Raw genomic sequence first — 17,992 nt, forward strand, 5'->3', positions numbered from 1 at the left:
TTCCTGCCCGAAATCAGGTTCTGGGAGGTGAGAATATCATTCTCGTCGGGCGTTCCAGATCTCGGTCTCCTCCTCCCGCCAGCGCGTCCACAGCGCCTCGACGCCCTGCCCGGGGTCCTCCAGGACCTCGATCTCCGGTGCCGTCAGCGGGACCACCGCGAAGATCTGGAGCGTGCCCTCCCCGCCGTCCGGCCAGACGGCGCCGTCGAACACCGAGAACGTCGTGGTGCCGTGCGGGAAGGTGTCGAACAGCAGCCCGTGGATGCCGGTCCCGTCGATCATCGGCTCCCCCGACTGGATCCATTCACCGAAGCCCACGGACGCCTCGTCGTTCTTCAGGAACCACCGCGCGGCGAGCCGCACCAGGTAGTGGGCCTCCCGTTCCTGGTCCGACTGGAGGGAGCAGGCGAACTCCGCGGGCTCCTTGGCGCCCGGCTGGAAGGGCAGGCCCAGCGTTATCGCCGTGATCTGGAGGGGGTTGAGCCTGTGCATCCCGACGCCGATGCCCTCGTCGTCCACCGGCCGGGCGTAGGCGTACCCGGGCCCGAGGCGCGGCGTCACATGCTTGTGGAGTGCGGTGAAGTACGGGTCGTCGAGCGGCGGAGTCATGACCGTCCTTTCGCGGAGGAAGCGGCCGGAGATCATTCCAGCGCCCTCCGTCCCCGGCAACCCGGGCCATGCGTGTCAGTCGTCGGTGTAGGCGCGGTGGTGCCACCAGGGGGTGGGGTTGCCCTCCCAGTCGAGGCGGCGGGACGGGTCGAAGGTGGGGAGGGTGCGGCGGGCGAATTCGGCGTCCAGGTCGGCGAGGAGGCGGGACAGTTCGCGGCGGGCCCAGGGTGGGAGGGTTTCGAGGACGGCCTCCAGGCCGTCCCTGGCGACGGCCACGTCGTCGTCCTGGCAGCCGGGGCAGGACGGCATCAGCGAGGTGACCAGCCTCAGCCGGTTGCCCGGTTGCCGCAGGAAGGAGCGGTAGATGTGCAGGCGGTGGGCCGTTTTGCCGGGGCGGACGTCGGCGTCGGGAGAGAGGCGTTCGGCCAGGTGGACGGCGGCGCTGGCGTCGATCGACAGGCGGTCGACGCGTTCCAGGTCACCGGCCCAGGTGATCGGGCGGGGCCGCCGGGGGGCGCGCAGGGCGCCGGGACGCCTACGCGGCATCGGCCTTTCGGTAGATCATCACCCCGCCATGATGCCACGTTCGCGGGCGGCGAGGTGGTCGCCGATCAGCCAGCCGAAACCGAGGGCCGCCAGGAGGCCGTTGCCGGACATGTAGCCCTCGCTGGACGGTCCGGAGATCCCGCACGCTGAGCCGCCGCCCGCGTACAGGCCCTTGATCCAGCCGCCGGTGCGGTGCTGGACGCGCCCGCGGGGGTCGACGAGGAGGCCGCCCTGGGTGGTGAGGATTCCGCTGGTCACCCTGCCCGCGCGGAGGGGCGGGGTGAAGTCGGCGGGGAGGGTCAGGTCGGGCAGGGAGTAGGCGGCGGCCAGGTGGGCGGGGGTGGGGTGGGTGGTGAACGCGCCCGCGGTCTCGGACTCGCGCATGAGTTCCGAGTGCATCGCGGTCTCGTGCATGGGCTGGTCCCAGATGAGCACGGCGCGGCGGTCGGCGATGATGCGGCCCAGTTTGGAGTAGCCCTGGGCCTTCTCGTCGACGAAGCGGTGGCCTTGGTCGTCGACGAGGACGGCCCCGAGGAAGGGCAGGACGGGGTTGAGGCGCGTGCCGTGTCCCTGGACGACCAGGCCGTGCCCCAGGAAGGAGCCCATGTTCCGTACGGCCGCGCCCAGTTCGAGGCCCCAGCCGATGGCGTCGCCCGTGCTGGTGCTGACTCCGCCGTAGAAGGCGCCTTCGGCCTCCGGGCAGTGCTCGGCCATCATGGCGGGGTTGTTGGCGAACCCGTCGGCGGCGAGGACGACGGCACCCGCGCCGACGCGGCGCTTGACGCCGTTCTCCAGGACCTCGGCTCCGACGACCGCGTCGTTGCGGCTGATCAGGCCGATGCCCGGGGCGTTGTCGACGAAGGCGATGTTGGGCGCGGCCTCGGCGGCGCGGCGGAGCGTCTCCATCAGCCGGGCGCCCCCGGCGCGGCCGGTGTCGGTGTGGAGCCGCGGGACGCTCTGCCCGGCGCGGGCCATGTCGAGTCCCAGTTCGACGGGATGGCCGAGGTCGTCGGCCAGCCATTCGACGTAGCGGGGCGCGACGCGGCACAGCGCGTTCACGATCGGGGCGGACGCGGGGTCGCCGTTGACCGCGAGGATGTCGCGGGCATGCCGTCCCGGGGAGTCGTCGATGCCCGCGGCCCGCTGGTAGCGGGTGCCGCCCGCGGCGAGGCTGCCGCTGGAGTAGCGGGTGTTGCAGCCCTCGCGGGTGCTCTTCTCGTAGACGGCGACCACCAGGCCGGGGTCGCGGGCGGCGCGGAGGGCGGCGACGAGGCCGCACGCCCCGCCGCCGAGGACCGCGACGTCCACTTGGTCGTCGAACGTCATGCGCTCGCTCCGTGGTAGAACGCGCGGGCCGCCTTCACCATGGCCGGGTCGGGTTTGGAGAAATAGAGGCCGGTGCGGGGCGGGTGCAGGCCCGTCCTGCGGTGGAAGGCGGCGCGGGTCTCGGCCAGCGCCAGTCCGGTGCCGAGCGAGTCGATGACCGGTACGTCGTCGACGCGGGAGATGCCCTGGTCGGCCAGGAAGACGTTGAGCGGTCCCTCGCCGGGGACGATGACGTCCGCGCCCTCGGCGATGGCCGTGCGGGCGGCGCGGCGGAACGCCTCGACCAGCGGTCCTGGGTCGGCGTACGCGGCCATGACGTCGGTGAACGCGGTCTCCACCTGGACGATCGGCCCGACCAGCGCGCCGAGCCCGTAGGCGGCCATGTTCCGGCGCAGCTGCGGTTCGAGGGCGGCGATGAAGTTGACGATGCCGATCCGCGAGCCGAGTGTCGCCGCGAACGCCACCGACGCGTTCCCGAACGCCACCACCGGGATGTCCACCAGCGTGCGGATCTCCTCGAAGCCGGTGTCGGGGATCGTCGCGATGAAGAACGCGTCGTAGCCCCGCTCCTCGGCCTCCAGCGCCGCCCGGACGAACTGCTCCCGGTGCAGGTTGGTCAGGTAGAGGTGCCCGATGTGGACGCCCGGGTACGAGCCCGGGTACGTGCCGGGGGCCATCCCGTGCAGCTCGACGGTCGTGCCGGGACGGGCCACGGCGTCCAGGTGGCGGCGCAGCGCGTCCCGGTAGTGCGGCACGTCGTCCAGCACGGTGAAGCTCTGGTGCCAGATCCTCGTCATCGGCTCCCCGCCGCCTCGGTCCCGGCGATGCGCCCGAACACCGCGCCGCGGAGCACGGACGTCGATCCGGTGTAGTTCGTGTAGTAGAGCCCGGTCAGCTCGCCCGCAGCGTACAGCCCGGTGATCGGGACGCCGTCACCGTCCAGGACCTCGGCGCGGTCGCCGGTCTTGAGCCCGCCGAAGGTGAAGACGTTCGACGCGATGATCGGGTAGGCGTGGAAGGGGCCCGTCGCGATCGGCCGCGCCCAGTTCGACTTGGGCGGGACGAGCCCGGCGGTGGCCAGGCCGTCCGGTTCGAGGGGACGGAACTCGCCGTCCCGGCAGGCCGCGTTGTACGCGGCGACCGTCTCGGCGAACGCGTCCGCCGGGATGTCGAGCGCGGCGGCCAGCGCGTCGAGCGTGGGGGCGGTGACGGGCGGCTGGTCGGTGCGGACGGCGGCGGACAGGTTGGGCACCTCGGCGCTGCCCGCGTCGAAGACGGCGAAGCCGATGCCGTCGGTCTGGTCGTGGACGCGGCGGGCGACCCGCTCGTACCAGGCGTCGACCGGGCCGGGCGCCTCGTCGGTGAAGCGGCGGCCCTCCCGGTTGACCAGGATCCCGTACGGGAACGAGAAGATCGCGGCCTCGGCGGCGCCGGAGCGGGGGTCGACGGGTTCGGCGTGGAACAGCGCGAAGTCCCCGGCGGTGGCGGCGCCCGCGGCCAGGCCCATCAGAAGGCCGTCGCCCTTGTTGTAGTGGCCGCCGCGCGCGACGGGGCGGGTGTGGCGGCCGCCGCGCCCGTGGTAGCGGGCCATCAGCTCGGGGTTGCCCTCGTACCCGCCGCAGGCCAGGACGACCCGGCCGCGCAGTTCGGCGCCGCGGGAGGTGACCACCCCGGTGACGGCGCCGTCCTCGATGATCAGGGAGCGGGCCGTGGTCTCGTAGGCGAACCGCACGCCCAGCCGCTCCGCCGCCGCGGTGAGCGCCTCGACGAGGGCGAGCCCGCCGCCGACCGGCATGAGCCGGGTGGTGGAGGTGGTGAGGAACGGCGTCGCGAGCCGCTCGAACCGGACGCCGTGCGAGGCGATCCAGCGCAGCGTGGGCCCGGCGCGTTCGGCCAGCGTCGCGACCGCGCGCGGGTCGGCGACGCTCATCGACCGCAGCGGCGCCGACCAGGTCGCGGGATCGCGCAGCGACTCGACCAGCAGGCCCGGGTCGGGGTGGCCCATGAAGTCGCCGAGGAGCCGCTCCTCGAAGTCGTCGGACACCTCGTCGAGCGACTTCATCCGCAGGAACGCCTCGGTGTGCCGGGTGTTGCCGCCGCTGTCGGAGCGCGGCGCCCGCTCGGCCACCACCACCCGGGCGCCCGCCTCGGCGGCGGCCACGGCGGCGGCGAGCCCGGCGATCCCGGCGCCCGCCACCACGACGTCGTGAGCGGTCATCGGCGGTCCCCGCCCAGGTCGGCGGTGAACGCGGCGGCGGAGCGCACCTCCGCGAACATCGGCAGGATCTTCTCCACGGCGAAGTCGTGCAGCGCCGGGTCGAACGAGGCGCACATGTCCTCGATCACGGTGACGGCCAGCCCGCTGTCCACGGCGTGCCGGGCGGTGGACTCCACGACCAGGTTGGTCGCGACCCCGCCGAGCGCGACGTGCCGCACCCCCGCGCCGAGCAGCATCTCCAGCAGCGGGGTCCCGGTGAACGCGCCGACGCCGCCCTTGTCGACGACGGGTTCGGCGGGCAGCGGCGCCAGCGCGCTGACGATGCGGGCGCCGGGGGCGTCGCGGAGCATGGCGCGCTCGCGCGGGTAGGCGTCGAAGCGGGCCGAGCGGTTGGTGCGCAGCTCGTACGACGGGTCGAACGCCAGCCGCACGTGCACCACGTACAGTCCGGCGTCGCGGGTCGCGGCCAGGGTCTTCTCGGCGGCGGCGAGGACGCCGCGCCGTTCGACCTGGTCGACCAGCGCGGGCATGCGCATGTGCTCGCCGCGCTCGCACAGCGCGACCTGGTAGTCGAGCATCAGCAGGGCGGTACGTCCGCCGGTCATCTCATGCACCTTTCTTCCTGGGGGTATCGGGTCACCACGCCGACCAGCCGCCGTCGACGTAGACGATCTGGCCGGTCATGTAGCGGCCGGCGTCGGAGGCGAGCAGCAGCAGGGGGCCGTCCAGGTCCTCGCCGGGGACGCCGAGCCGGCCGAGCATCGTCCGCTCGGTCATCCAGCGGAGCCGTTCGGGGTCGTCGCCGAGCGGCGCGGTCATCTCGGTCGGGTAGAACACGGCGGGGGCCAGGCAGTTGACGGTGACGCCGTACGGGCCGAACTCGGCCGCCATCGACCGGGTGAGGTTGCCGACCCCGGCCTTGGACGCGTAGTACGCCGACTCGGGCACGGGCCCGACTCGTTCGGCGTACACGGTGGAGAAGTTGACGATCGCGCCGCGCCGCCGCTCCACCATGCGGCGCCCGGCGGCCCGGTTGAGCAGCCAGGTCCCGGTCAGGTTGACGTCCAGGACGCGCCGCCACTCCTCCAGGGAGGTGGCGAACACCTCCCGGCGCAGCATCACCCCGGCCGCGTTGATCAGGACGTCCAGCCTGCCGTCGGGGTCGGCGGCGTGCGCGACCAGCGCCTCCACCTGGTCCTCGCGGGTGGCGTCGAAGCGCAGCGCGCGGGCGCGGGCGCCGGACTCCTGGAGCAGGCCGAGGGTGGCGTCCAGGTCGGCGCCGCGGGCGGGCAGGTCGGCCACGACGACCTCGGCGCCGCGGCGGGCCAGGGCGAGGGCGGCGTGCGCGCCGAGCCCGCCGCGCGCGGCGCCGGTGACCAGCGCCCGGCGGCCGGTCAGGTCGAAGATGTCCCCGGTCATGCGGCGGCTCCCGCGCGCAGCCCGGCGCGGCGGCCGAAGACGGCGGCCTTGCCGATCGAGGTCCCGGTGACGTACCCGGCGCCGTGGAGGCCGCCGACGACCTCCCCGGCGGCGTAGAGACCAGGGATGACCTCGCCGAACACGTCCAGGACCCGCATGTCCGGGTCGATCGTCAGTCCGCAGTAGGTGGCCAGCACGACGGCCGTGGACGGGTGGGCGTAGAACGGCGGGACCGCGATAGGGACGGGCGCGCCGACGCCGCCGGACAGCGTGGCCCGGCCGAACGGGTCGGGCCGGCCGCTCTCGATCGCCGCGTTGTACTCGGCGACCGTGGCCTCCAGCGCGTCCGCGGGGACTCCGATGTCGCGCGCCAGTTCGGCGAGGGTCGGCGCGGTGTGCAGGAGCCCGTTGCCGGTGCGGGCGGCGAAGTCGTAGATGGGCACGGACGGGTCGGAACGTTCCATGACGGCCGCGTCGAAGATCTGGAACGCGATGCCGCCGTCCCGGTCCAGGCAGGCGTCACCGACCTCCTTGTACGGGAGGGACTCGTCCACGAACCGGCGCCCGGACCGGTCGACCGCGATCGCGCCCTTGTAGATCGCCAGGATGCCGGTGCCGCCCTCGGCCCCGTCCGGGTCGGGATGGATGCCGAAGGTGCCCTTGATGTACGGGGTGTCGATCACTCCGGCGCCCGCCTTCCAAGCCATGAGCAGCCCGTCGCCGGTGCTGCCCTCGGCGCCGCCGCGCAGCGCGCGGCCCATCCGCGGGGCGAACCGGTCCAGCAGTTCGGGGTTGCGGGAGAAGCCGCCGGACGCGAGGACGACCGCGTCCGCCCGCAGCTCCTCGCCCCCGGTGGTGCGGACGCCCCGCACGGCGCCGTCCTCGACGATCAGCCGGTGCGCCCCGGTGCCGGGCCGGAACGCCGCGCCCAGCGACCGGGCCCGGTCCAGGAGCGTGCGGACCAGGACGCGGGTGTCGGTCGGGTGCGAGCGCGGGACGCTCTGCCCGGACGCGGCGTGCACCTCGCCGTACACGATCCCGAGCCCGCGCAGCCACCGGTAGGTGGCGAGCTGGTCGGAGCAGTAGACCTCCACCAGGGCCGGATCGTTGCGGTGCCGCCCGGTCTCCAGCAGGTCGCGGCGGAGCGTCGCGGGGTCGTCGGCGATCCCGGCGACGGCCTGCTCATCGGTCCCGGCGAACGCCGACAGGCCGGCGCTCAGCACGGTGCTGCCGCCGATCTCCGGCCGCTTCTCCAGGATCGTGACGCGCGCCCCGCCCTCGGCGGCGGCCACGGCGGCGGCGAGCCCGGCGAGCCCGGCGCCGACGGCGACGACCTCAGCGCTCACCCGCGTACCTCCGCTCGATCTCGGTGTACGCGGCGAGCCCGAACAGCGACTGCCGGTCGGCCCACGGCAGCAGCAGCTCGGCGCGGCTGCGGGTCTCCCCCTTCGCACGCAGGTGCGCGAGCGCGTCGCGGCCGGCGTGCATCATGCTGCGCATCAGGTAGTTGGCGAACAGCGCGACGCCGAACCCCAGCTCCTCCAGCTCCGCCACGCTCAGCTCGGGCGTCTTGCCGCCCTCGACGATGTTGGCGACCAGCGGGACCCCGGCCAGCTCGCGGCCGATCGTCCGCATCTCCTCGACGGTGCGCGGCGCCTCCACGAAGATCACCTCGGCGCCCGCGGCGGCGTAGGCGCGGGCCCGGTCGATCGCGGCGTCCAGGCCGAGCACGCCGCGCGCGTCGGTCCGGGCGATGATCAGCGGGCCGGTGGCGCCGCGGGCCGCCACGGCGGCCTCGATCTTCCCGGTCATCTCAGCGGCGGAGACCAGGTGGTGCTCGTCGAAGTGGCCGCAGCGCTTGTCCAGGACCTGGTCCTCCAGCTGGATCGCCGCCGCCCCGGCCGCGTCCAGCAGCCGCACGGTCCGCATGACCGACAGCGGCCCGCCGTAGCCGGTGTCGGCGTCCACCACCAGCGGCAGGCCGGTGGCCCCGGCGAGCCGCTGGACGTGGTCGGCGACCTCGCGCTGCGAGATCAGTCCCACGTCCGGGACCCCGAACTGGGCGTTGGCCAGCCCGGCGCCGGTCAGGTAGGCCAGCTCGAACCCGGCCTCCTCGACCAGCCGCAGCCCGGCGGCGTCGGTGACGCCGGGCGCGATCACGGTGCGGCCGGACGCGAGCAGCGCGCGCAGGGCGGCGCGGCGTTCCTCCGGGGTCGGGCCCGGCAGCACGGCGTGGCTCACAGGTGCACCGCCGGAGAGTTCTCCGCGCCCAGGGCAAGCGCGCCGGCCGCCTGGCCGAGCGGGTCGGCCAGCAGGAACGCGTGCCCGATCGCGGCGGTCACGTCCTGGAACCGCCGGTGCAGGGGGTGGTCGGTGTAGGCGGTGCGACCGGACGAGGCGCGCATCAGCCGGGTCACGGCGGCCCCCGCGTCCTGGGCTGCGCGGGCCAGGTCGTAGCGGTGCCGGGCACGCAGCGCGCGGTCCGGCCACTCACCCGACTCGGCGACGGCCGTCAGCTCGTCGGCGACGCGCCGCAGCTTGAGCAGCCCGGCGTCCACGACGTAGGCGTTCTCGGCGGCGTGCAACTGGACGAGCGGGTCGTCGCGGAGCATGCCGCCGTAGTTGGAGCGGCGGCCGCGGGTGGCCTCGGTCCAGGCGTCCACGAAGCCCTGCGCGGCGCCGAGCGCGCCCGCCGCGATGATCGCGTTGAAGACGACGGCCCAGGGCAGCCGGTACAGCGGGCCGGAGTTGACCTCGCGGCCGGGCAGCGGCGTCCCCAGCAGGTAGGTGTAGTCGACGTGCGACTGCGCGCGGCGGGCGGGGACGAACGCGCCGTCCACCACGATGTCGTTGCTGCCGGTGGCGGCCAGCCCGGCGGTGTGCCAGGTGTCCTCGATCGTGTACTGGTCGCGGTCCAGGATGACCGAGACGAAGTCGGGGACGGGCGTGCCGTTCCAGGTGCGCCCTCCCGCGATGCCGCCGAGGATCACCCCGTCGGCGTGCAGGCAGCCGGAGGAGAACGACCAGCGGCCGGAGACCCGGTAGCCGCCGTCGACCGGTTCGACGGTGCCGGTGGGCGTATAGGAGGAGGCCACGGCGCGGTCGGGGTCGGTGCCCCAGATCTCCCGCTGGGTCTCCTCGGGGAACAGCGCGATCTGCCAGGGGTGGACGCCGATGACGGCGGTGACCCAGCCGGCGGCCGGGGAGGCCCGGCCGATCTGGACGACGGCGTCGAGGAACTCCGCCAGCGGCAGTTCCGCGCCGCCCCAGCGGGCGGGCTGCAGGGCGCGCAGCACGCCGGTGTCCACGAGCTGTTTCCAGGCGAGGTCGGTGAGCCGGCGCTGCCGCGCGCCCGCCGCGTCCTCCGCGGCGAGGACGGGCCCGGCGGCCCGTACGGCTTCGGCGAGTGACATGGCGATCCTTTCTGGGCACGCGAAGGCCCGTACTTCGAGCAAGAAAAAAGGGGGGTCAGGAGGCGAGCGGCGCGCGGTAGCCGCCGTACCCGCCCCGGTAGAAGATCAGCGGGCCGCCGGCCTCCTTCACCCCCATGTCGACCACGCGGCCGAGGGCGAGGAAGTGGTCGCCCGCCTCCTGCACGCGCTCCAGCCGGCAGTCGATCCAGGAGATCGCGTCGTCCAGCACCGGGGAGCCGGTGGCGCCCGGCTCCCAGCCGAGGGCCGCGAACTTGTCGGCGCCCCGCGTCGCGAACAGCCGGCACACCTCCTGGTGGTCCTCGCCCAGCACGTTGACGCAGAACCGCCCGGCCGCCCGGATCCGCGGCCACGTCGTCGACCCCGCGTCCGGGAAGAAGCCCACGAGGGCGGGCCGCAGCGACACGGAGGTGAACGAGCCGACCGCCATGCCGACCGGCTCCCCCTCGTGCACGGCCGTCACCGCCACGACCCCGGTCGGGTAGTGGCCGAGCACCCGCCGCATGGCCTCCGGATCGATCTCTGACATCGGACGCCCCTCTCAGAACGCGCCGCGCACGAAGCCGTCGACCAGCCGCGCGAACATCTCCGGGTACTCGATCTGGCTCCAGTGCCCGCAGTTCGGCACCACGTGCAGCCGCGCGTTCGGGATGTTCCGCGACAGGTAGAGGCTGACCTCCGGCGGGACGATCCGGTCCTCGCGGGCCGCGATCACCAGCACCTCCTGCTCGATCCTCGCCAGCTCGTCCGGCTGCCAGCCGATCCGGCCCCCGGCCGAGAAGTCGAAGGTGGCCAGGTGCGAGCGGCGCACGTCCTCGCGGGTGGCCCGCGGGATCCGCGCCGCCGCGATCTCCCTGAGCCGGTCGCCGAACGCGGCCGGGTCGTGGACGAACAGCGACAGCAGCTCGGCCATCGCCTCCTCGGTCGGATCGTCATAGAAGTCGATCAGCTTGACCAGTCCGGGCAGCGGCTTGAGATCGGGCATCCCGCCGCTGCCCATGAGGATCACCTTCTCGATCCGCTCCGGCCGCTCCAGCGTCATGGCCAGCGACATCTGCCCGCCGTAGGAGTTGCCGACCGGGATGACCTTCTCCAGGCCCAGCGCGTCCAGCAGCGCCCACGTCGCCGCCACCCGCAGCTCGGTGAACGCGGCCATCCCGCGCGGCGGCGGGTTCGGGTGGTCGGAGTCGCCGAAGCCGAGCGTGTCGGGGGCGACGCAGTAGTAGCGGTCGCCCAGGTCACCGATGAGCCGCTCCCAGTTCGACAGGCCGGTGACGCCCGGCCCCGAACCGTGCAGGAACAGCAGCGGCGTGGCCGACGGGTCGCCGGCCGTGCTGACGCGCAGGGTGCGGTCCCCGGCGCGGACGTCGCTCGTGGTGATCGCGGCGGGCATCAGGCGCTCTCCTTCGGCTGGTTGAAGATGGCGAAGGGCAGCACGTCGCGATGCTTCGTGCCGCGATGGCCCCAGATCTTCGTGCTGGTGTAGGTGGCGGGCTCCCACAGCGCGTCGTCCACGACCACGCCGCCGTGGCCGTACTCCAGGTGGAACCCGCCGGGCGTGTAGAGGTAGAAGGAGGTCGTCCGGTCGTTGGTGTGCCGGCCCAGGGTCAGCACCACGGGCACGTCCCGCTCCTCGCACAGGTCGTAGGCGATGCCGACGTCGTCCAGCGAGGCCACCTCGACCATCAGGTGCTGGAAGCCGCTCGCGCCCGGCACCTCGGCGATCGCCAGCGAGTGGTGCCGCCCGTTGACGTGGTAGAACTGCGCGTTCAGCGGCGGGTCGACGATCCGGTCCGACAGCTTGAAGCCGAGCACACCGGTGAAGAACGCGTTCGCCTCCGCCAGGTCCGGCACCACCAGGACGGCGTGGCCGAGCCCCTGGGACCCGGTGACGAAACCGCCGCCCGCCATGGCCCGCCCCGGGCGGAACGACCCCGGGTGGCGGTGCTGCCCCCACGACAGCTCGTGCCGGTTGCCGAACGGGTCGACGAACCACGCCAGCCCGGCCACCCCGCGCTCCCCGGCCAGCTCCCGATCGCCCTCGTGGACGGCGATGCCCTGGTCGCGGACACGCCCCGCGACCTCCGCGAGCGCCTCGGGGGTGCGCACGCCCCAGCCGAGGTACTCCAGGGCGTGCTCGTCGCCGGGATGGATCGTCAGGCGGTGGTCGGCGTCGTCCACGCGCAGCCGCACCGTCCCGTCCGCGCCGCGCGAGGCGACCTGCATGCCGAGCACCTCGGGACCGAACGACAGCCACTCCGCGAAGCCGGGCGAGGAGAAACCGATGTAGTCGAGCGACTGGATCACAGCTGGACCTCCAGGGGTGTCGCGCCCAGCTCGCGGGCGGCGTAGGCGAGCCCGACAGCGTCGGGGACGAGGAAGGCGTGGCCGAGGGCGGCGACGATGTCCTGATAGCGGGAGTGCAGCGGGTGGTCGAGATAGGCGACCCGGCCGCTGGAGATCCGGTAGAGGTCGCCGATCGCGTCGCCGGCCAGCTCGCAGCCGCGGTTGACGTCCCAGCGCAGCCGGGCGCGCTCGCCCTTCTCCATGTGCCGCCCGGTCTCGCCGGCCTCGGTGATGGCGACGGCGGCGGCGCGCATCTTGGCGATCGCGGCGTCCAGGGTCCAGTACGCGTCGGCCAGGTGCTTCTGGACGAGCGGGTCCTCGCCGACCGTGCCGCCCCAGTTGGCCTTACGGGTGCGGGTGATGCGGGTCCACTCGTCCAGGAAGCCCTGTGCCATGCCCAGCGTCGGCGCCACCAGCACGAGGTTGAACAGCGTCGCCCACGGCAGCCGGTAGCGCGGGCCCGGGTTGCTCTCCTGGCCGGGCGCCTTGACGTCGGGCCGGTACTCGTAGCGCAGGTGGGACAGGAACCGGCGGGCGGGGATGAACGCGTCCTCGACCACGATGTCCTTACTGCCGGTGCCCCTCAGTCCCGAGGTGTGCCAGGTGTCGTCGATGCGGTACTGGTCGCGCAGCAGGATCAGTGAGCCGTAGTCGGGGAAGGTCTGGCCGTCCGCCTCGATCGTGCCGGCGTTGCCGCCGAGGATCACGCCGTGCGCGTGGTCGCAGCCGGAGGAGAACGACCAGCGGCCGGAGACCCGGTAGCCGCCGTCCACCGGGACGACGGTGCCGGTGGGCGCGTACGAGGACGACAGCATGCGGGACGGGTCCTCGCCCCACAGCTCGGCCTGGGTCTCCTCGGCGAACATCGCCGACTGCCAGGGGTGGGAGCCGATGACGCCGGCCACCCAGCCGGCCGCGGGCGCGACCCGCGCGACCTCGAAGACGGCGTCGAGGAAGTCGGGGAGCGGAGCCTCGCCGCCGCCCCAGCGGGCGGGCTGGAGCGCGCGCAGGACGCCGGTCTCCAGCAGGTGTTTCCAGGTGGTGCCGGTCAGCGCGCGGTCGCGTGCGGCGAGGCGTTCCTCCGCCGCCAGCTCCGGTGCCAGCGCCCGCACCCGGTCAGCGATCGTCATGGACGACCCCTCTCGGATCTGTAATGGGTGCTCCACCCTGTAGTAATCGCTACAGGATTTTCGCGTAGCCGAAACGTACGCCGCGACGCGGTGTGATAGCAAGAGGTCCGTGGCACCCAAAACCGACAGGCGCACCCAGCACAGCGCGGAGTCCAGGCGCAGGATCCTGCGCGCGGCGGCCGAGATCTCGGCCGAGCGCGGCTACGACGGGACCAGCGTGGCCCTGGTGACCAAGCGCTCGGGGCTGCCCGCCAGCTCGGTCTACTGGCACTTCGGCAGCAAGGACGAGCTGCTCGCCGAGGTGATCGAGCACAGCTACCGGGAGTGGCTGCCCGACCGCCCCCGCTGGGAGCCGCCCGAGCCCGGCACGGACCGGATCGACCACCTGCGCCGGGCGCTGCGCGAGGCCGGGCAGAGCTTCGCCGAACGTCCCGAGTTCATGCGGCTCGGGCTGATGCTGCTGCTGGAGCGCCGCGCCGAGGAGCCCGCCGCCCGCGCCCGCTTCCAGCGGATCCGCGAGGAGATGCTGGCCGCGATGGGCGAGTGGTGGGCCGCCGTCCTCCCACCCGACCTGCTGGAACGCCGTCCCGAGGTGCCCGCGCTGCTGGCCCGTCTCAACATGGCCGCCTCGGACGGCCTGTACGCGATGTCCGCGGCCGAACCGGACACCCTCGACATCGACGCCCTCCAGGAGCTGCTGGCCCTGGCCCTCGACTCGGTCGCCGACCGGCTCGCCCGCGAGGTCGCCGCCGACCTCTGAGTCCATGACGGGTCCATGGACCTGCTGCTCGGCGTCGACATCGGAGGGCGTGCTGGTCACGCCCGAGGGCGAGGTGGTCGCGACCGCGTCCGGCGAGCCACTGCGCCCGGCGATCCTGTCAACTGTTGTGATCGTGTCCGGAGGCAGGTGCGAGCGGAGCGAGAACCTGATCGCGGAGCGAGCCGCCAGGCGAGTTCGGAGCGATGCGGCGATCGCCGCACACCCTGACGAGCGGCATGTCACCCGGCATGGGGTGGGGCTTTTCGGTTGGAGACCACCTCAGCTGCCGGCCCAGCCCCGAACGGTCGCCCAGGCGTTGCGATCGCGTCCGGAGGCAGGTTCGAGCGGAGCGAGAACCTGATCGCGGAGCGAGCCGCCAGGCGAGTTCGGAGCGATGCGGCGATCGCCGCACACCCTGACGAGCGGCATGTCACCCGGCATGGGGTGGGGCTTTTCGGTTGGAGACCACCTCAGCTGTCGGCCCAGCCCCGAACGGTCGCCCAGGCGTTGCGATCGCGTCCGGAGGCAGGTTCGAGCGGAGCGAGAACCTGATCGCGGAGCGAGCCGCCAGGCGAGTTCGGAGCGATGCAGCGATCGCCGCAGGCGCGACAAGCGACGAGCCGCCAGGCGAGGAGCGCAGCTCGCGCATGCAATAAGCGCTTAGACGCCGCCCGCGACCCGGGCCTTGGCCCGCCGGAACTCCGGCAGCGGGCCGGTGGCGTCGTGCAGGCCGTTCAGCGCCGCCCACAGCGCGCCCCGGCGCAGCCGCAGCGCCGCCGGGTTGGGCGGCTGGTACATGGCGAGCTTCTGCGCCCATCCCGGGAGCATGTCGCGGGCCGCCCAGTCCATGAAGGGGCTGCCGGGCTCCCACGGCTTGGCCTTGCTGTCGCGGAGGTTGGGCCCGGTGCCGAACGCCTTGATCGGGGTCACCGCCAGGCGCGGCAGGTAGGACTCCAGGCATTCGGCGGTCTCGGCCTTGGTGGCGGGCAGGTCCGTCCCGCCGAGGGCCTCGCCGACGCGGACGAACTCGCCGTAGTAGCGCTCCAGGTCGGCGCCGCGCAGCGGGCGGCGGTGGTAGCGCTCGTGCGCGGTCGCCAGCCCCCACACGACCGTGGCGTAGTTCCACCTCAGCCAGTCGGGGTCGTCGGCGTCGTAGGGCAGCCCGTCGGGACGGGTGCCCTTGACCGTGTGGTGCATGGCGCGGACGGTCCGGGCCAGGCGCTCGGCGGTGGCGGTGGAGCCGTAGGCGGTGCCGATGAAGAACGAGAGCGAGTGCCCGAGCCGTACGGCGGCGCCCTCGGGGTCGATGCCGCCGGTGGGGACGCCGTCGACCCGTTCGGGGATGCGGGAGTGGTCGTAGGCCATCCAGCTGATGCTCGGGTCGAGCCCTTCGATGTAGGCGGCGGCGACCAGGCCGAGCATCAGCGTGGGCAGGTGCGAGTGGACGTACCAGACGGCGCTTCCGGGGCCGAACCATCCCGGGTCGCCTTCGGGTCCGGCGAACTCCAGGCCCTTGAAGAACCTGGAGCGGATGTCGGCGTCGAAGGACCGCTCGAAGCGCCGGGCGAGGAGGTTGTCGTTCGGTGGCATCCGGATCTCCCAAACCATTTCTGGATACGGCTGTATCCAGAAAGGTAAGCGTCTGGGTACGCCCGTGTCCAGTCTTGGTAGGGTGACCGCCATGGCGAGCGTCCGGACGGCCACGTCGACCCGGTGGGCGGGGATCCCCCCGGCCCGGCGCCGCGACGAGCGGCGCGACATGCTCGTCCGGGCCGCGTTCCGGCTGTTCGGCGACGGGGGCGAGGCGGCGCTGACGGTCCGCGCGGTGTGCCGCGAGGCCGAGCTGCACACCCGCTACTTCTACGAGAACTTCGCCGACACCGGCGAGCTGCTCGCCGCCGTCTACGACCAGCAGGCGACCGCGCTCGCGGACGTCCTCGCCACCGCCCTCGGCGAGGCCGGCCCCCGCCCCGGCCCGCGCACCCGCGCGGGCATCCGCGCCGTGCTGCGCTTCATCAGCGACGACCCGCGCCGCGGCCGGGTGCTGTTCGTCGAGGCGCGCGGCAACGAGGTCCTGGCCGAGCGCCGCCGGGCCGCGCAGACCGCCCTGCTGGACGGCGTGCTCGCGATGAGCGCCGTCCAGGACCCGCCGCTCGTGGTGGTCGTCGCCGCCACCATGTTCACCGGCGCCATGACCGAGCTGGCCCAGCAGTGGGCGGACGGCCGCCTCGGCGACGACCTGGACGCCGTCGTCGACCGCGCCGTCGACCTCTCACTCTCCCTGCACGCCACGGCCGAGGCGCACCTCCCGCGCGGCGGTTAGCGCCGGTCGGTCGGGGCCGGCGGGGCGACGCCGTAGATGATCAGCCAGATGGAGCGGGCCAGGGTGCGGGCGATCCGGTCGTCCCCCGGGCCCTCGTCGTGGTGGCAGTGCGCCGAGATGGTCCGCTCCACCGTCCAGATCAGCACCTGCGCGGTCGTCGGCGTGTCCATCGCGGGGTCGACCGTGCCCGCGCGCCGCTCGGCGTCGAGCCGGCCTTGGACGACCTCGGTGAACCCCCGCATCCGGTCGCGCCAGAAGCCCGCGACGTCGGGGTCGTAGCCGGCGACCTCCCCGAGGGCGTGCAGGACGCGGCGGTGCTCGCGGTACGCGGCGATCATCTGCCGCATGGCGCGGGCGACGTCCTCCTCCCCGCCGGAGTGGTCGGCCCGCCACCAGACGACGGCCTCGCCGAACAGCGCGTCGACGGCCTCCTCGGCGAGCGCGATCAGCAGCCGGCTCTTGTCCGGGAAGTGCAGGTAGAAGGTGGACCGGGCGACCCCGGCCCGCTCGGCGATGCGCTGGACGGGCAGCTCGGTGTACGGCGTCCCGTCGGCCATCATCTCCGCGGCCGTCCGCAGCACGCGGCGCCGGACGTCCTCGCGCCGCTCCCGGACCTTCCCGCGCGCTCGCGTGGTGGAGGACATGGCCGCAGCGTACCCGCTCGGACGGCATGTCGGACAGTGTGTCGACACTGTGCTTGACAGCCCTCCTTAACCGAATCACACTCGGTCCACGGCTCACCGCGGGAGCCGGACGTCACGGGGGCTCGGCCAAGGAGGCTCAACGTGGTACGTCCCAGAACCGGCATCGCCGCACTCGCTCTCACGGTCACGGCGCTGGCCGCCCTCTCCCCGGCACCGGCCGCCGCGCGGGCGGAGGCCCCGCCCGCCCCGCCCCGGGCCGCCTGGGAGATCCCGCCCACCGACATCACCGGCTCGGACCTCACGCAGGTGCCCGGCAAGCTCGCCGAGCCCTCCGACGACGGGCCGCACCCCGGCTCCACCACCGAGTGGTGGTACACGCACGTCATCGATCCGGAGACCAAGCGCACGTTCATCGCGATGCTGTTCACCGCGCCCCTCCCCACCGCCGTGATCTTCTGGTACCCGGAGGAGGGCGCCAAGCTGGTGCTCCCCGAGCCGACCGCCAAGGTGACGGCGACCGAGGGCCCCGAGGTCCGCAGCAGCGCCGGCAGCCTGGTCTACGACGAGCGGCGCCGCGCCTACCACCTGAAGTGGACCGGCACCTTCGCCAAGGCCGACATCTGGTTCGACGACGCGCTGCCGGGCGTGACCGGCGGGCCGATCAAGTACGACAACGGCCAGGACATGTACTGGTCCGCGCCCGTGGCCACCAGCCGCGTCAAAGGCTGGCTCCGCCCGCCCGGCGCCTCGTCCCCGATCAGCGTGGACGGCTGGCGCGGCTACCACGACCACAACTGGGGCAAGTTCAACGTCCTCGACCAGAGCTACTCCGGCTGGGAATGGGGCGTCTCCCACGAACCCGACGGCACCGCCACCCTGCTCGGCGGCGTGGTGAAGGGCGACGGCACCTGGCAGGGCGTGGTCGGACGGGTGACCCGCGAGGAGACCTACGGCTGCATGAGCACGCTCACGCTGTCGAAGTGGCGGACCTCCGGCCTGTTCTCCTATCCGGAGGCCACCAGGGCGACCTGCCCGTCCTCACTGCTCGCCACGCCCGAGGGCCTGAAGGGCGAGCGGCCGGGGCTCGACCGCACCTTCCACGTGGTGGACCCGTTCATCCTGGACGTCGGCCTGCTCGCCCTGCCCGAGTCGCTCGGGCGCACCGTCCCGGGCTCCCTCGGCCTCATCGAGCACATCCGGACCCTGTCGGCCAGGGTGCCGCGTTCCTGATCCGGCCTCA

General features: G+C 73.5%; 19 protein-coding genes. 3 read left to right on the top strand and 16 right to left on the bottom strand.

Going from position 1 to position 17,992, the window contains the following annotated elements; all coding sequences use genetic code 11:
• Positions 1–36 precede the first annotated feature (36 nt).
• From ACZ466_RS12685 to ACZ466_RS12750, 14 genes are all read right to left on the bottom strand, one after another.
• Entirely contained in the window at positions 37–609 is a 573-nt protein-coding gene (locus tag ACZ466_RS12685; protein ID WP_378290908.1) for a suppressor of fused domain protein, read from the bottom strand.
• Between the two features lie 75 nt (positions 610–684).
• Positions 685–1,155, bottom strand: a complete 471-nt coding sequence (locus tag ACZ466_RS12690; RefSeq protein ID WP_378290910.1) for a hypothetical protein — start codon at positions 1,153–1,155, stop codon at positions 685–687.
• Between the two features lie 18 nt (positions 1,156–1,173).
• A complete protein-coding gene (locus tag ACZ466_RS12695; protein ID WP_378290913.1) occupies positions 1,174–2,481 on the bottom strand; it encodes an FAD-dependent oxidoreductase in 1,308 nt (435 codons plus the stop codon).
• Positions 2,478–3,278: an aspartate/glutamate racemase family protein gene (locus ACZ466_RS12700; protein ID WP_378290915.1), complete on the bottom strand. Its 801-nt coding sequence runs from the start codon at positions 3,276–3,278 to the stop codon at positions 2,478–2,480. Before ACZ466_RS12700 ends, ACZ466_RS12695 begins: the two co-directional genes overlap by 4 nt.
• Positions 3,275–4,699: an FAD-dependent oxidoreductase gene (locus ACZ466_RS12705; protein ID WP_378290917.1), complete on the bottom strand. Its 1,425-nt coding sequence runs from the start codon at positions 4,697–4,699 to the stop codon at positions 3,275–3,277. The genes ACZ466_RS12700 and ACZ466_RS12705 overlap by 4 nt, the downstream gene beginning before the upstream one ends.
• Entirely contained in the window at positions 4,696–5,304 is a 609-nt protein-coding gene (locus ACZ466_RS12710; RefSeq protein WP_378290919.1) for a cysteine hydrolase family protein, read from the bottom strand. Before ACZ466_RS12710 ends, ACZ466_RS12705 begins: the two co-directional genes overlap by 4 nt.
• Before the next feature lie 31 nt (positions 5,305–5,335).
• Positions 5,336–6,118 (bottom strand): SDR family oxidoreductase, encoded by a 783-nt coding sequence (locus ACZ466_RS12715; RefSeq protein WP_378290921.1) that lies wholly within the window; start codon positions 6,116–6,118, stop codon positions 5,336–5,338.
• Positions 6,115–7,464 (bottom strand): FAD-dependent oxidoreductase, encoded by a 1,350-nt coding sequence (locus tag ACZ466_RS12720; protein ID WP_378290923.1) that lies wholly within the window; start codon positions 7,462–7,464, stop codon positions 6,115–6,117. Before ACZ466_RS12720 ends, ACZ466_RS12715 begins: the two co-directional genes overlap by 4 nt.
• On the bottom strand, positions 7,454–8,359 hold the full coding sequence (locus ACZ466_RS12725) for an isocitrate lyase/PEP mutase family protein (protein WP_378290925.1): 906 nt from the start codon (positions 8,357–8,359) through the stop codon (positions 7,454–7,456). The genes ACZ466_RS12720 and ACZ466_RS12725 overlap by 11 nt, the downstream gene beginning before the upstream one ends.
• On the bottom strand, positions 8,356–9,531 hold the full coding sequence (locus tag ACZ466_RS12730) for an acyl-CoA dehydrogenase family protein (protein ID WP_378290928.1): 1,176 nt from the start codon (positions 9,529–9,531) through the stop codon (positions 8,356–8,358). The genes ACZ466_RS12725 and ACZ466_RS12730 overlap by 4 nt, the downstream gene beginning before the upstream one ends.
• A gap of 55 nt (positions 9,532–9,586) precedes the next feature.
• Positions 9,587–10,078 carry a flavin reductase family protein gene (locus tag ACZ466_RS12735; protein ID WP_378290930.1) on the bottom strand — a complete coding sequence of 164 codons (492 nt, stop codon included), beginning with the start codon at positions 10,076–10,078 and terminating at the stop codon, positions 9,587–9,589.
• Between the two features lie 12 nt (positions 10,079–10,090).
• A complete protein-coding gene (locus ACZ466_RS12740; protein WP_378290932.1) occupies positions 10,091–10,942 on the bottom strand; it encodes an alpha/beta fold hydrolase in 852 nt (283 codons plus the stop codon).
• Complete coding sequence (locus ACZ466_RS12745) at positions 10,942–11,856, bottom strand: VOC family protein (protein WP_378290934.1); 915 nt, start codon at positions 11,854–11,856, stop codon at positions 10,942–10,944. Before ACZ466_RS12745 ends, ACZ466_RS12740 begins: the two co-directional genes overlap by 1 nt.
• The gene (locus ACZ466_RS12750) at positions 11,853–13,025 is read right to left on the bottom strand and encodes an acyl-CoA dehydrogenase family protein (protein WP_378290936.1); all 1,173 of its coding nucleotides are present in this window, start codon (positions 13,023–13,025) and stop codon (positions 11,853–11,855) included. Before ACZ466_RS12750 ends, ACZ466_RS12745 begins: the two co-directional genes overlap by 4 nt.
• Positions 13,026–13,134: 109 nt before the next feature.
• On the opposite strand from ACZ466_RS12750, the gene ACZ466_RS12755 reads away from it, so the two are divergent.
• Positions 13,135–13,785: a TetR/AcrR family transcriptional regulator gene (locus ACZ466_RS12755; RefSeq protein WP_378290938.1), complete on the top strand. Its 651-nt coding sequence runs from the start codon at positions 13,135–13,137 to the stop codon at positions 13,783–13,785.
• Positions 13,786–14,445: 660 nt separating this feature from the next.
• Here ACZ466_RS12755 and ACZ466_RS12760 read toward each other — a convergent pair.
• Positions 14,446–15,375 (bottom strand): oxygenase MpaB family protein, encoded by a 930-nt coding sequence (locus ACZ466_RS12760; RefSeq protein WP_378292613.1) that lies wholly within the window; start codon positions 15,373–15,375, stop codon positions 14,446–14,448.
• A 91-nt stretch (positions 15,376–15,466) separates the two neighbouring features.
• On the opposite strand from ACZ466_RS12760, the gene ACZ466_RS12765 reads away from it, so the two are divergent.
• On the top strand, positions 15,467–16,108 hold the full coding sequence (locus ACZ466_RS12765) for a TetR/AcrR family transcriptional regulator (protein ID WP_378292615.1): 642 nt from the start codon (positions 15,467–15,469) through the stop codon (positions 16,106–16,108).
• Here ACZ466_RS12765 and ACZ466_RS12770 read toward each other — a convergent pair.
• On the bottom strand, positions 16,105–16,752 hold the full coding sequence (locus ACZ466_RS12770; protein WP_378292617.1) for a TetR/AcrR family transcriptional regulator: 648 nt from the start codon (positions 16,750–16,752) through the stop codon (positions 16,105–16,107). The genes ACZ466_RS12765 and ACZ466_RS12770 overlap by 4 nt on opposite strands.
• Positions 16,753–16,893: 141 nt before the next feature.
• Here ACZ466_RS12770 and ACZ466_RS12775 point away from each other — a divergent pair, with 141 nt between their 5' ends.
• Entirely contained in the window at positions 16,894–17,982 is a 1,089-nt protein-coding gene (locus ACZ466_RS12775) for a hypothetical protein (RefSeq protein ID WP_378292619.1), read from the top strand.
• The last annotated feature ends 10 nt before the right edge of the window (positions 17,983–17,992 follow it).

Source organism: Actinomadura rugatobispora, assembly GCF_055379765.1.